General features: G+C 71.3%; 16 protein-coding genes. 11 read left to right on the top strand and 5 right to left on the bottom strand.

All coding sequences use genetic code 11. The features are described from left to right. The first annotated feature begins 21 nt into the window (after positions 1 to 21). The 9 genes from xseA to VIS07_06770 all read left to right on the top strand — a co-directional run bounded on the left by xseA (position 22) and on the right by VIS07_06770 (position 7,395). Positions 22 to 1,416 carry an exodeoxyribonuclease VII large subunit gene (xseA, locus tag VIS07_06730; GenBank protein HEY8515188.1) on the top strand — a complete coding sequence of 465 codons (1,395 nt, stop codon included), beginning with the start codon at positions 22 to 24 and terminating at the stop codon, positions 1,414 to 1,416. After that, positions 1,413 to 1,673: an exodeoxyribonuclease VII small subunit gene (gene xseB / locus VIS07_06735; GenBank protein HEY8515189.1), complete on the top strand. Its 261-nt coding sequence runs from the start codon at positions 1,413 to 1,415 to the stop codon at positions 1,671 to 1,673. The genes xseA and xseB overlap by 4 nt, the downstream gene beginning before the upstream one ends. Next, positions 1,670 to 2,578: a farnesyl diphosphate synthase gene (locus tag VIS07_06740; protein HEY8515190.1), complete on the top strand. Its 909-nt coding sequence runs from the start codon at positions 1,670 to 1,672 to the stop codon at positions 2,576 to 2,578. The genes xseB and VIS07_06740 overlap by 4 nt, the downstream gene beginning before the upstream one ends. After that, positions 2,556 to 3,296, top strand: coding sequence for a TlyA family RNA methyltransferase (locus VIS07_06745; protein HEY8515191.1), 741 nt, complete (start codon positions 2,556 to 2,558; stop codon positions 3,294 to 3,296). The genes VIS07_06740 and VIS07_06745 overlap by 23 nt, the downstream gene beginning before the upstream one ends. A 74-nt stretch (positions 3,297 to 3,370) precedes the next feature. Then, entirely contained in the window at positions 3,371 to 3,814 is a 444-nt protein-coding gene (locus tag VIS07_06750) for a hypothetical protein (GenBank protein HEY8515192.1), read from the top strand. A 153-nt stretch (positions 3,815 to 3,967) separates the two neighbouring features. Continuing rightward, the gene (gene rpoZ, locus VIS07_06755; protein HEY8515193.1) at positions 3,968 to 4,162 is read left to right on the top strand and encodes a DNA-directed RNA polymerase subunit omega; all 195 of its coding nucleotides are present in this window, start codon (positions 3,968 to 3,970) and stop codon (positions 4,160 to 4,162) included. 44 nt (positions 4,163 to 4,206) lie between these two features. After that, on the top strand, positions 4,207 to 5,298 hold the full coding sequence (locus VIS07_06760) for a DnaJ C-terminal domain-containing protein (GenBank protein ID HEY8515194.1): 1,092 nt from the start codon (positions 4,207 to 4,209) through the stop codon (positions 5,296 to 5,298). After that, positions 5,295 to 6,446, top strand: a complete 1,152-nt coding sequence (locus VIS07_06765) for an RNA polymerase factor sigma-32 (GenBank protein ID HEY8515195.1) — start codon at positions 5,295 to 5,297, stop codon at positions 6,444 to 6,446. The genes VIS07_06760 and VIS07_06765 overlap by 4 nt, the downstream gene beginning before the upstream one ends. Before the next feature lie 127 nt (positions 6,447 to 6,573). After that, the gene (locus tag VIS07_06770) at positions 6,574 to 7,395 is read left to right on the top strand and encodes a hypothetical protein (GenBank protein HEY8515196.1); all 822 of its coding nucleotides are present in this window, start codon (positions 6,574 to 6,576) and stop codon (positions 7,393 to 7,395) included. Positions 7,396 to 7,443: 48 nt separating this feature from the next. On the opposite strand, the gene ccrA is transcribed toward VIS07_06770, so the two are convergent. From ccrA to VIS07_06790, 4 genes are read right to left on the bottom strand one after another with little or no spacing between them, the layout of a single operon-like run. Further along, entirely contained in the window at positions 7,444 to 8,691 is a 1,248-nt protein-coding gene (ccrA, locus tag VIS07_06775) for a crotonyl-CoA carboxylase/reductase (GenBank protein ID HEY8515197.1), read from the bottom strand. 39 nt (positions 8,692 to 8,730) lie between these two features. Continuing rightward, positions 8,731 to 9,420 (bottom strand): MBL fold metallo-hydrolase, encoded by a 690-nt coding sequence (locus VIS07_06780; protein HEY8515198.1) that lies wholly within the window; start codon positions 9,418 to 9,420, stop codon positions 8,731 to 8,733. 13 nt (positions 9,421 to 9,433) lie between these two features. Beyond that, a complete protein-coding gene (locus tag VIS07_06785) occupies positions 9,434 to 10,090 on the bottom strand; it encodes a cob(I)yrinic acid a,c-diamide adenosyltransferase (protein ID HEY8515199.1) in 657 nt (218 codons plus the stop codon). Positions 10,091 to 10,106: 16 nt separating this feature from the next. Beyond that, the gene (locus VIS07_06790) at positions 10,107 to 11,141 is read right to left on the bottom strand and encodes a response regulator (GenBank protein ID HEY8515200.1); all 1,035 of its coding nucleotides are present in this window, start codon (positions 11,139 to 11,141) and stop codon (positions 10,107 to 10,109) included. On the opposite strand from VIS07_06790, the gene VIS07_06795 reads away from it, so the two are divergent. Further along, on the top strand, positions 11,124 to 11,666 hold the full coding sequence (locus tag VIS07_06795) for a hypothetical protein (protein HEY8515201.1): 543 nt from the start codon (positions 11,124 to 11,126) through the stop codon (positions 11,664 to 11,666). The genes VIS07_06790 and VIS07_06795 overlap by 18 nt on opposite strands. 60 nt (positions 11,667 to 11,726) lie before the next feature. On the opposite strand, the gene folK is transcribed toward VIS07_06795, so the two are convergent. Next, positions 11,727 to 12,224 carry a 2-amino-4-hydroxy-6-hydroxymethyldihydropteridine diphosphokinase gene (gene folK, locus VIS07_06800; protein HEY8515202.1) on the bottom strand — a complete coding sequence of 166 codons (498 nt, stop codon included), beginning with the start codon at positions 12,222 to 12,224 and terminating at the stop codon, positions 11,727 to 11,729. 288 nt (positions 12,225 to 12,512) lie between these two features. Between folK and VIS07_06805 the strand changes: the two genes are divergently transcribed. Further along, positions 12,513 to 12,806, top strand: coding sequence for an RNA-binding protein (locus tag VIS07_06805; protein HEY8515203.1), 294 nt, complete (start codon positions 12,513 to 12,515; stop codon positions 12,804 to 12,806). Positions 12,807 to 12,862 lie beyond the last annotated feature (56 nt).

Genomic DNA, 12,862 nt, shown 5'->3' on the forward strand with positions numbered 1-12,862 from the left:
CGTGTCGGTGGCCGTCCCAGGATGACGTTCGCGGCGGCCCCGAAGCCGGTCCGGCGCGCGCTCACCGTCCGCGAGCTGGCGGCGCGTCTGCAGGGCGTGCTGCAGGAGCGCTTCCCGACCCGCTTCTGGGTCGAGGGCGAGCTCTCGAACGTCAAGCCGGCGCGCAACGGCCACGTCTGGTGCTGTCTCAAGGACGGCGACGCGCAGATCGAGGCGGTGATCTGGCGCGACGACCTGCGCGCGCTGCGCTTCTCGCCGGCGGACGGCATGCACGTCCTCGCGCTCGTTCGCCGCGTCGACTTCTACGCGCCGTCCGGACGCCTGCGGATCCAGCTCGAGCGCATCGAGCCGCAAGGCATCGGCGCGCTCTACCGCGCGCTCGAGGAGCGCAAGCAGCGGCTCGCCGCGGAAGGGCTCTTCGACGAGGCGCGCAAGCGGCCGTTGCCGTTCCTCCCGCGCACGGTGGGCGTGGCGACCGCCGCCACCGGCGCCGCGGTGCGCGACATCCTGCGCATCCTCCTGCAGCGCTTCCCCGACCGTCACGTGATCGTGCGGCCGTGCCGCGTGCAGGGCGAGGGCGCCGCGGCGGACGTCGCGGCGGCGCTCGACGATCTGAACCGCGACGGCGCGGCCGAGGTGATCATCGTCGGCCGCGGCGGCGGCTCGATCGAGGATCTGTGGGCGTTCAACGAGGAGGTCGTCGTGCGCGCGATCGCGCGCTCGCGCGTGCCGGTGGTCTCGGCGGTCGGGCACGAAACCGACTGGACGCTCGCCGATCTCGTCGCCGACGTGCGCGCGCCGACGCCGACCGCGGCCGCGGCGCTCGTCATGCCGCAGCGTGACGAGCTCGAGGAGCGTCTCGCGACCAGCGCCCTGCGTCTCCGGCGCGCGCTCGCGCAGCGCGTGGAGCGCGCGCGCAGCCGGCTCGCCGCGGCGGACGTGGTGCTCGCGGATCCGCGCCGTCTGGTGCGGGAGCGTCGCCTGCGCCTCGAGTCGCTCGCGCGCCGGGCGCGCGAGGCGATGCTGACGATCCCGGTCTCGCGACGCCAGCGCATCGACCGCATCGCGGCGCGCCTCGGCGGCTGCGCGCCGCAGCCGCAGGCGCGACGGCTCGAGCTCGAACGGCTCGGGCAGCGCATGACCGCCGCCTGGGAAAGGCGCTTCGCCGGCGCACGTCACGAGGTCGACGCGCGCGCTGCGCAGCTCGACGCGCTGTCGCCGCTCGCGGTGCTCGGCCGCGGCTTCGCGCTCGCGCGTCGCGAAGGCGGCGCGGTGGTGCGCGACGCGACGACGCTCTCGGTCGGTGAGTCGCTCGATCTGCGCTTCGCCCGCGGCAGCGCGCGTGCGCAGGTGCTAGAGACGTCGGCCGAGAGCGGCGCCGAGGTGCCGCGAGGAACGTTGCGGAGGGGGAAGTGAGCGAGCAAAGGGACACCGCGCAGGCGGCGGCGAGGCCGACGTTCGAGGAAGGGATGCGGACGCTGGAGAGCATCGTGAGCCGCCTCGAGGCCGGTAACCTGCCGCTCGAAGAGTCGCTCGAGGCGTTCGAGCAGGGCGTGGCGATGCTGCGCACGCTGCACGCCCAGCTCGGCGAGGTCGAGCGCCGGGTCGAGATCCTTCTCCGCGACGCGGGCGGCGTTCTGCGGACGCGCGACGGCAGCGAGCTCACGCGGTGACGGCGGCCGAGCTGGAGCGTTACCTCGCCGCGCGCCGGCGCATCATCGAGCGAGCGCTGCGCGGCTATCTCAAACGGAGCGGGCGTCCGCCGCAGCTCGCGGAAGCGATGCGCTACGCGGTGCTCGGGCCGGGCAAGCGCGTGCGTCCGGTGCTCGCGCTCGCCGCGGCCGAGGTGGTCGGCGGGAGCGCGGCCGCGAAGCGCGCGGTGCCGTTCGGCTGCGCGATCGAGATGATCCACGCGTACTCGCTCGTGCACGACGACCTGCCGGCGATGGACGACGACGACGAGCGTCGCGGTCGGCCGTCCCTACACGTCAAGTATGGCGAGGCGCTCGGCATCTTGACCGGCGACGCGCTGCTCACCGAGGCCTTCGCCGTGATCGCCAGCGCCGCGAACGGCAAGCGCGGCGAGGAGGCGCGACGTGCGCTCACCATCGTCGCCGAGGTGGCGGAGGCCGCGGGCGCGGACGGCATGGTGGCGGGCCAGGTGGTCGACCTCGCGAGCGAGGGGCTCGCGAACGTCCCGCTGCGCACCGTCACCGCAATCCACCGCCGCAAGACGGGCGCGCTGATCCGCTGCGCCGTGCGCGCGGGCGCGATCGCCGGCGGCGCCACGCCGCGCGAGCTCGAGCGTCTGACCGCGTACGGCGAGGCCATCGGGCTCGCCTTCCAGATCGCCGACGACATCCTCGACGCGACCGACGCCCGCGCGCTGATCGGCCGCAAGGGCGGCAAGGACGCAGCGAAGGGCAAGGCGACCTACCCAGCGGTCCTCGGCGTCGAGGGCGCGCGCCGTCGCGCGCGCCAGGCGGCGGACGACGCCTGCGAAGCGCTGCGCGCGTTCGGCTCGCGAGCGGAACCGCTCGCGGCGCTGGTGCGCCATGTCGTCGAGCGCGCGTCTTGACGTGACGCTTGCGGCCCGCGGGCTCGCGCCGAGCCGCGAGCGGGCACGACGCATGATCCTCGCTGGCTGCGTGTACGTGAACGGCCAGCGCGCGCGCCACGCCGGCGATCTGGTGCGCGAGGACGCCGAGATCACGGTGACGGGGCCGGATCACGAGTACGTGTCCCGTGGTGGCGTCAAGCTCGCGGCCGCGCTCGACGCCTTCGCGCTCGACGTCACGGGCCGCATCTGCGTCGACGTCGGCGCGTCGACCGGCGGCTTCACCGACTGCCTGCTGCAGCGCGGCGCGGCGCTCGTGCACGCGGTCGACGTCGGCTACGGGCAGCTCGCCTGGAAGCTGCGCACGGATTCGCGCGTGCGCGTCCACGAGCGGACCAACATGCGCAACCTGCCGCCCAGCGCGCTCGACCCCGCGCCGTCGCTCGCGGTGATCGACGCGTCGTTCATCTCGCTGCGGCTTCTGCTGCCGGCGACGCGCGCGCAGCTCGTGCCGCCCGCGGAGATCGTGGCGCTGGTCAAGCCGCAGTTCGAGGTCGGGCGCGAGAAGGTGGGGAAGGGCGGCGTGGTGCGCGACGAGGCGGCGCGCGAGGAGGCGGTCGCGGCCGTGGTCGCGGCGGCGGCGGAGCTCGGGCTCGCGCTGCGCGGCACCTGCGTGTCGCCGCTGCCGGGCGCGAAGAAGGGCAACGTCGAGCTGTTCGTCTACCTCGCGGCCGCGTGAAGGGGCCGCGCATCCGCGTGCCGCGTCTGCGCCTGGTTGACAGCCGCCCCCCGCGCCGATAACCGGCCCCCTCGGTGGCCTGGTTCAAGAGCGAAGAGGAGCGCGTCGCGGACGAGCTGCAGGCGCTCCAGGCGGAGTACCGCCGCCTCGCCCGCCAGCTCGAGTCGCACGCCGAGCTCGCCCCGTACCCGCACGTCGCCGAGCGGCTGCAGCGGCTGCTCGACGCGGAGGAGCGGAACGCACGGACCGTCGCCGAGCGGCTCGCCGCGCTCGGCCGCCACCCGCGCCCGAACGGCATCGAGCACGTCCGTGGCGGCCGCAACTCGTGGGAGCGCCTGGTGGCGACGCTCGAGGACTACCGCGCGCTGGAGCGCCGCCTCACGTCGCTGTACGTGCGCTGGGACGACGAGCACCCGGAGGACGCGGCGCTCGTGCGCTCGCTGCGCGACTTGGCCGCCGCGCACCGCGAGACCATCGCCGATCTGATCGCGCGCAGCGACCCGCACGCGACCAACTGATCCTGCCGGGACACGGGCCCGCGTTCCGCGGTTCGCGGGCGCCCGGGCGACCTTCGCCCCACGGGGCTTTGTATCGCCGCCAGGCATTCGTTAGGTTGGACGGGTCCGCGCGACTCCACGCGCGGACGCCAGACCAGGAAGAATGGGAGCGACATGGCCCGCGTAACGGTCGAGGACTGCCTCGAAAAGATCCCCAACCGATTCGAGCTCGTGATTCTCGCGGCTCGCCGGGCGAAGCAGCTCTTGAAGGGCTCGCGGCCCCTGGTCGAGACGACGAACAAGGAAGTGGTGAGCGCGCTGCGCGAGATCGCCGCTGGCAAGGTGACGGCCCGCTATCCCGACCAGTGACGGGGCAGCGCCTCCGGTCGGGCGGGCGCTACGATCGGTGACGGATGGCCAAACGCGATAGCGAGGGCGGCTCCGGTCGAGCCGGCGCGAGCGATCTGTACGCCGTGCTCGGCGTGCCGCGTGACGCCACCGCCGACCAGATCAAGAAGGCCTACCGCAAGCTCGCCCGCAAGTACCATCCGGACGTCAATCCCGGGGACAAGGCGGCCGAGGAGCGCTTCAAGGAGATCTCGCGCGCGCACGACGTCCTCTCCGACGAGAGGATGCGCAAGCTCTACGACGAGTTCGGCGAAGAAGCCCTGCAGGCCGGCTTCGACCCCGAGAAGGCGCGCGAGTACCGACGCTGGAAGGAGGAGGCGTCGCGCATGCGCGGCGCCGGCTTCACCGCGCGCGGCGCGCGAGCGAGCGCGCGCGGCTTCGAGGACCTGTTCGGCGGTCGCGCGGCGGGCGGCTTCCACGGCTTCGAGGATCTGTTCGGTGACGTCTTCACGCGCGCCGCGACGATGCCGCAGCGGGGCGCCGACATCGAGGTGCCGATCCGCGTCGAGTTCATGGAGGCGATCCGCGGCACGACCCGCTCGATCAGCCTGCGACGGCCCGAGGCGTGCCCGACGTGCAAGGGCATGGGCCTCGTCGCCGGCAACCGTCCGTGCTCGCGCTGCGGCGGCGACGGCGTGATCGAGGAGTCGGTGCGCCTCAACGTCAAGATCCCGCCCGGCGTCGACAACGGCTCGCGCGTGCGCGTGCCGGGAAAGGGCGGAGCGGGCACCAACGGCGCGCCGCCGGGCGACATCTTCCTCGTCGTCGAGGTCGGCGAGCACCCGCTGCTGAAGCGCGACGGGCTCGATCTGACGCTCGAGGTCCCGCTGACCGTGCCCGAGGCCGCGCTCGGTGCGACCGTCAAGGTGCCGACGCCGGACGGCGAGGTGTCGCTCAAGATCCCGCCCGGGACGCAGAGCGGCAAGCGCTTCCGGCTGCGCGGCAAGGGCGTCAAGTCGCTGCACGGCAACGAGCACGGCGACTTCTACGTTCGCGTCCTCGTGCACGTGCCCGACCGCGCCGAGCAGGCGCGTGAGCAGATCGCGCAGCTCGAGAAGTACTACTCGCGCAATCCGCGCCAGGGGCTGCGGCTGTGAAGACGAAGGAGCCCGGCTCGCCGACGCCGAGGTCCGGAGCACGTCGCGAGCGACGCGCGAAGGGCCGCAAGCCGGCGGCCGCGCGCCCGGTCGAGCCCGAGGTGGTCGAGGAGGAGCCCGAGGTCGTCGACGAGGTCGAGGAGGTCGAGCCCGAGGTCCTCGACGCCGGCGACGTCGAGATCCTCGACGCGGAGACCGTCGAGCCGGTCGACGGCGCCGAGCCGGCAGCGGCGTCGGACGCGGAAGGTTCCGCATCCGGGGACCGCGACAGCGGCGGCGCGCTCGTCCCGACCGATCCGCTGCAGCGCTACCTCGCGGAGATCCGCCGTCACCCGCTGCTGGATCCTGCCGAGGAGCACGAGCTCGCCGTGCGCTGGCGCGAGCACGGCGACCGCGCCGCGGCGATGCGCCTGGTCACGGCCAACCTTCGCCTGGTCGTGATGATCGCGCGGCAGTACCAGCAGGCGTTCAAGAACCTGCTCGACCTGATCCAGGAGGGCAACATCGGCCTGCTCGAGGCCGTCAAGAACTTCGATCCGTACCGCGGCGTGCGCTTCCCGTCGTACGCGATCTGGTGGATCCGCGCCTACATCATCCGCTACGTGATGAACAACTGGCGCCTGGTGAAGCTCGGCACGACGCAGGCGCAGCGCAAGCTGTTCTTCAACCTGCAGCGCGAGAAGGATCGTCTCGAGCGCGAGGGCTTCCGGCCGGATCCCGATCTGATCGCCGAGCGTCTGTCGGTGAAGCGCTCCGAGGTGATCGAGATGGAGCAGCGCCTCTCCGGGCGCGACGTCTCGGTCGACGCGCCGGTCGGCGACGGCGCCGACGCGACGATGCTCGATTTCCTCTCGAAGGGCGACGACACCGAGGCGCGCGTCGGCGAAGCGGAGATGCGTCAGCTGATCAGCGAGAAGATCCGCGAGTTCGGCGAGACGCTGCGTGACAAGGAGAAGGTGATCTTCGACCGGCGCATGGTCGCCGAGGATCCGCTCACGCTGCAGGAGATCGGCGAGCAGTACGGCATCAGCCGCGAGCGCGTGCGGCAGATCGAGGAGCGGATCCGCAAGCGGCTGCGCGCCTACCTCGTCGAGCAGATCCCGGACATCAGCGACGTCGACGTGCGCATGAGCCTCGGCGGGAGCTGAGGCCGCCGGGAGAGGCGACGCAGGTCTCGCCTGCGCGCGCGAGCCGCCGTGCCGTGGTTGCTTGACTGCGCGTGCGCGGCGGGAGGATGCTCATCCGCACGCGGTCGCGTGCGAGAAGGGAGGGGCGATGCGACGCATCCCGTTCGTCGCGCTTCTGGCGCTCACGCTGCTGCCGGCTTGGCTCACGCCGACGCCGGTCTCGGCCGCGCTCTCCGGTGCCGAGCGCTGTCGGATCGCGAAGCTGAACGCGATCGCGGCCGAGGTCAGACGGCTGCTGCAGTGCGAGGCGCAGGCGATCCGGCGCGGGCAGGAGCCGGCAGGCTGTCTCGTGCCCGCGCCGCCGAGCAGGCTGCAGCGCGCGTTCGAGCGCGCGGAGAAGCTCGGCACGTGTCCGCCGACGCTCGCCGAAGCGCAGCTCGCGACCCTCTCGTTCGCTCTCCAGATCCGCGGCGGGGTTTCGGCGACGCCGACGCCCGCGCCGACCGCGACGCCAATCCTGACTCCGAGCGCGAGCCCGAGCCCGACGCCAACCACGCCCGCGACCTGCGGCAACGGCGTCGTCGATCCGGGCGAGAACTGCGACGGCGGGCCCTACTGCGACGCGGCGTGCGACTTCGCCTTCCCCGCGCTGTGCTGCGAGGTCGCCACGCTGTGCGTCGCTCCCGCCGACATCGCGGAGGCCGAGCAGTGCTTCCTCGCCGGCGGAACGCTGCGTCTCGGCACGACCTGCACGCGCGAGGGCGCTCCGTGCCCGCCGGGGCAGCTCTGCGGGGGAGCCTGCGAGGCGACGACCTTCCCGCCGACCGCGTTCTGCTGCGACGGCGGCGGTGCGTGCACGCAGAGCACGCACTCGAGCACCGAGAGCCTCGCGAGCTTGCTGCTACAGTGCGGGCCGGAGGCGGTCGTCGTGGGGACGTGCGTGAACGGGAGCTGCGTGCCGGGCGGCTGATCTCGCTCGCCGCCCGGCACGTCAGCTTCTCGGTGCTCGTCTAGGAGATCACTCGCCGACGCCGAGCCCGGTGCGCGGCGCGCCGACCAGGCACGCCATGTTCCCGTGCGGGTGGCGGTTCTCGTACATCGCCTGGTGGACGCGAGGGATGTCGGCGAAGCTGCCGACCTCCGCGAGACAGGGGTCGACCTGCTTCGCGATCACCATGTCGTTGAGCGCCTTCGCCTGCTCGTCGTTCGCGAAGTGCGAGCCCTGGAAGCGCTTCTGGCGCATCCACAGGTAGCGCAGGTCGGCGACCGCGTTGTAGCCGGTCGTCCCGGCGCAGATCACCACCATGCCGCCGGTGTCGCAGACGAAGATCGAGGTCGGCACGGTGTCCTCGCCCGGGTGCTCGAAGACGATGCGCGGGTTGCGGCGCGCTCCGACGACGTCCCAGATCGCCGAGCCGAAGGCGCGCACACCCTTGAGCCACTTGCCGTAGGCCTCGGTGTCCTTCCAGTGGGGCATCATCCCCCAGTGGTCGAACTTTTTGCGATTGATGGTGCCCTTGGCGCCGAGCTTGACGCAGAAGTCGTGCTTCTCCTCGCCGGAGATCACCGCGACCGGGATCGCGCCGCGCGCCGCCGCGATCTGGATCGCCTGGCAGCCGAGTCCGCCGGCGCCGCCCCAGATCAGCACGACGTCGTCCTTCTCGACCTGGTGCGGCGGCCAGCCCATCAGCATGCGGTACGCGGTCGCGCCCACGAGCATGTACGCCGCCGCGGCCTCCCAGGTCAGGTGCTTCGGCTTCGGCAGGCACTGGTGCGCCTGCACGCGCGTGAACTGCGCGAAGCTGCCCCAGTTCGTCTCGTAGCCCCAGATCTTGAAGCTCGCGCCGAACATCGGGTCCTTGCCGGCCTTCACCACCGGGTCGTTCGCGTCCCAGGTGCCGCAGTGCACGACGACGCGGTCGCCGACCTTGACGTTCTTCACCTCGGAGCCGACCGCCCAGACGATGCCGGACGCGTCGCTGCCGCCGATGTGGAAGCCCGTCGTGTCACCCTCGCGCTCGCGCTGCTTGATGACGTCGACCGGCGTGCCGAGCGCCGCCCACACGTTGTTGTAGTTGATGCCGGCCGCCATGACGTAGACGAGCACTTCGTCCGGCTTGATCTCCGGCACCGGGACGCGCTCGATCTCGAAGGCCTTCATCGGCTCGCCGAAGCGGTTCTGACGGACGACTTGCGCGTACATCTCCTCGGGAACGGCGCCGAGCGGCGGCATCTCCCCGAGCTCGTAGATCTTCTGCGTGGCCATGAGATTCCCTCCTGCGTGTACCGGTGCGCGAAGCGGTGCCTAATATCCCATGATTGACAGGAAGTCCTGCAAACGATCGAAGCGCATGTACGGGTTGCGGCGCGTCTCCTCGCCGATCGTCGACGTCGTGCGGCCGGCGGCGTAGTTGTGCCCCGGGTAGAGCACGGTGTCCGGCGGCAGCGCCTTGAGCGTGTGGTTCAAGCTGTAGAAGAGCTGCTCGGGGCTCGAGCCCGGCAGGTCGACGCGTCCGCACGAGCCGATGAACAGCGTGTCGCCCGAGACCAGGTTGCCGTCGACCAGGAAGCACTGCGAGCCCGGCGTGTGCCCGGGCGTGTGCAGGAACTTGATCGTGAGGTCGCCGACCTTGAGGTCGTCGCCGGCTTCGGTGAAAACCAGGTCGGAGTCCGAGAGCCCTGCGACGCGGTGCGCGTACGGCGCCTCGCTCTTGTGCATGTAGATCTTGACGGGACGCTTGCCGAGCAGCTCGGCGGCGCCCTCGATCTGCATGCCCATCATCGACCCGCCGAGGTGGTCGGGGTGGAAGTGCGTCACGAGCCCGCCGACGAGCTTCATGTCGTCGCGATCGAGCACGTCGAGGATCGCGTCGACGTCCCACGCGGCGTCGACGACGACGGCCTCGCGCTTCTCCCGGTCGCCGATCAGATACACGAAGTTCTGCATCGGCCCGACCTCGAGCTGGCGAAGATAGAGTCGTGGCTCGGCGGTCATCGTCGTCTCTCTCCTATGACTTCGCTTGGCGCGCCGCCCGCTTGCCGAGACGCAGGCCGCGCTCCCAGAGGTACTCGGGCGTGCCGGAGTGCAGCGCGATCCAGCGCGACAGCACGAAGAGCAGGTCCGACAGCCGATTGAGGTAGCGCAGCGCGCCGGGATCGATGTCCTCGGCGCGCGACAGCTCGAGCACCCGCCGCTCGGCGCGTCGGCACACGGTGCGCGCCTGATGGAGGAAGGCCGCGACCACGCCGCCGCCCGGCAGGATGAACGACTCGAGCGGCTGCAAATCCTTCTGACAGCGGTCGATGCACTTCTCGAGCGCCGTCACCTCGGCGTCGCCGACGACCGGCATGCCGGGATACTCCGAGCCGCGCGGCGTGGCGAGCTGGCTGCCGAGATCGAAGAGCTCGTTCTGCAGGCCGCGCAGGATCTCGTCGAGCTCGCGGCGCGCCTTGCGCGCGCCGTCGGGCGCGTCGGGATCGGCGTCCGCGGCGGCGAGCTCCTGCTCGTTGAACGTCCGCGCGAGGCCGAGGATCGCGTTCAGCTCGTCGAGCGTGCCGAAGGCCTCGATGCGCGGCGAGTCCTTGGCCACCTTCTCGCCGCCGACGAGCCGGGTCGTCCCCTTGTCGCCCGTCCGGGTGTAGACGCGCGTGATCCGGATGGGCATGACGCCGACTCGATGCCTACCGCTTGCAGCGCTCGCGAACGACCTGGACCAGCCGCTCGGGATCGACGGGCTTCTTGAAGATCACGCCGTCGAGACCTGCGACCTTGGCGCGCTTGATGATGTGGTCGCGGTCGTAGAAGAAGGCCGTCATCAGGACGACCGGCACGTTCGGGTAGCGCTCGCGGACGTGCATGTACAGGTCGTACCCGTCGATGTCGGGCATGACAACGTCGCTCAGCACGAGATCGAAGGTTTCGCGCGCGAGCGCCTCCTCGGCCTGGCGTCCCGAGAACACCATCCTGACGTCGGCGCCGCGCGCCCGCAGAATCTCGCTCACCGACTGGCAGACGGCGAGGTCGTCGTCCGCGACCAGCACGCGAACGCCCTCGAGCGTGCGATCGATGCGCAGCGGCGTCGTCAAGCGCGACACCGCCGCAGAGTCGCCGTCCTTGCTGCGCAGGTCGGTCATCTGCGTGCCCGGGAGGTACTCGCGCGTGCCGTAGGCGGCGCCGCCCGCGAGGTCCGCGAGCCGGTTCACCGCGCTTTGGATCTTGCCGACGCTGCTCTCGATCGAGTCGAGACGCTCCGCCTGCACGTCGTACAGCGGATCGTCCGCCATCTTCCGCATGTCGGCGCCGATCAGCGCGACGTTGTTCAGCACCGCGAACAGCGGGTTGTTGATCTCGTGCGCGACGCCGACCGCGATCTCGCCGAGGGTCGTGAGCTGGTTCTGACGCTGGATCTCGGCGAGATCCTTCGCGAAGCCGATCGAGCCGATCTCGTTGCCCTGCTCGTCGTGGATCAGCGCGCCGGAGATCGCGACGTTGATGCGCTCACCCGAGCGCGTGACGAAGGTCGTCTTGAAGTTCCGCACCTTGCCCGGCGAGTCGACGTTCGGATCGCGCATCGCCCGCATGACGGCCTTCGCGTCCTCGATCGACGGGTAGAAGATGCTGACGTGCTTCCCCAGCACCTCCTCCGCCTGGTAGCCGAGCGCCGTCCGCGCGCCGTCGTTGTAGAAGACGATCTCGCCATGCCGGTCGACGGCCACGATGATATCCGGAGAGTCTTCGAGCAGACGCTCGAAGTAGATCGGAGGCAGTGCGGGCATGTCCGTGCAGAAACTCTGCTCATGCTAAGGGCCGGCTTCTGGAGGGTCAAGGCGGCCTCGGCGTACGTGCTGCTCGCCTGCGCGCTCCTCCTTGCGCTCGGAAACGGCTGCTTTTCGCGCCGTTACGCGCCCATGATGGAGACCCACCTCGAGGTGCTGAGCGCGTATGCGACGAAGCTCGAGACGCTCGCGCAGGACCAGCGCACGGTGCCCGCGCAGGACTGGGGCGAGTTCACCTATCCGCTGACCCGCGCCCGCCAGTTCGCGCAGCTCGCCGCGTCGTACTACCCGGAGCGCGGGTCGCTGCGCGCATTTCAGGCCGCGGTCGACGCCTACGCGACGCTGACCGCCGATCCCGACGTGCTCGAGCGTCCGGACGCGGAGCAAGTGGTCGCCGCCGAGGTGGCGCGCTTTCGCGCCGCGGTCGCGAAGACCCGCGACGCGCTCGCCCGCGAGACCGAGTAGCGCCGCGTCGCGCGGCTCCGGCGCGTCCGGGCGAAAGGGGAGGGCTTCCGCTCGCGCCGCCTACTTCGGCGGCAGCAGGACGACGCGCTTGGTGTCCTTGGTGGTCGCGAGCAGCTGCGACACCGTCTGCCCGAGCTCGGGGTGCGTGTGCTGCGGCGCGACCTCGGCGAGCGGCAGCAGGACGAACTTGCGTCCCGGCAGCTCGGGGTGCGGGATCTTCAGCGTCCGCGTCGACACCGTCTCGTTGTCGAAGAACAGGATGTCGAGGTCGATGACGCGCGAGCCCCACTTCTTGCCCTTCACCCGCTTGCGCCCCATGGCCTGCTCGATCGCCTTGAGGCGCTTCAGCAGCTCGGCGGCGCTGAACTCCGTCTCGAGCTCGAACGCCGCGTTGACGAACCACGTCTTGGCGTCGCCGTGCGGCTCGCTCTCGTAGAGGGACGACATGCGCACGATCCGGCAGCCAGGCAGCTTGCCGACGCGGTCGAGCGCCTCGGCGATGTTCGCCTTGCGGTCCCCCAGATTCGACCCGACGCCGATGAAGGCGCGGTGCGGCATGTGCTCGGTGCTCCCCCCAACCGCCCCGACCGCCCGGCTTGCGTCGGGCGGGACCGTTCTGGCCCGGCAGGGCGGGGGTTCCTTAGCGAACTTTAGTTGACCCCACAACCGTAAAGCTCGGGTTTTGGGCAGCTCGCCGCGTCAAGATGCCTTGCCACTCCTTGACAACGGGTCTAGAGTCCGCCGCGGCGAACCCGGCGGGTGGGCTGGGGACGCCCCGGAGGCGTGATCGGCTCGCTTCAGGTTGGACCGCATCCCGAGCGTCGCGCGCGGGTAGCAGGAGCAGATGTGAGACTGTTCGTCGGAAACCTACCGTACAACGTCTCCAGCGAGGACCTGGAGAAAGCCTTCGCCCAGGCGGGGACGGTCACGTCGGCCCGCGTCATCACGGACCGCGAGACGGGGCAGTCGCGCGGCTTCGGCTTCGTCGAGATGGGCTCCGCAGCCGATGGCCAGAAGGCCATCAACATGTGGAACGGTCAGGAGCTGAACGGTCGGGCGCTGACGGTCAACGAGGCCCGACCCATGGGCGAGGGCGCCCGCGGCGCGGGCGCCGGCCGCGGCGGCGGACGCCGCTTCTGAACGACCACCGGCTGCGGCGCGAGCGCTCGCCGGGACGCCCGCCCGCCGCCCTTGCT

The organism is Candidatus Binatia bacterium, assembly GCA_036563615.1.
Classification (GTDB): Bacteria; Desulfobacterota; Binatia; order UBA12015; family UBA12015; genus DATCMB01.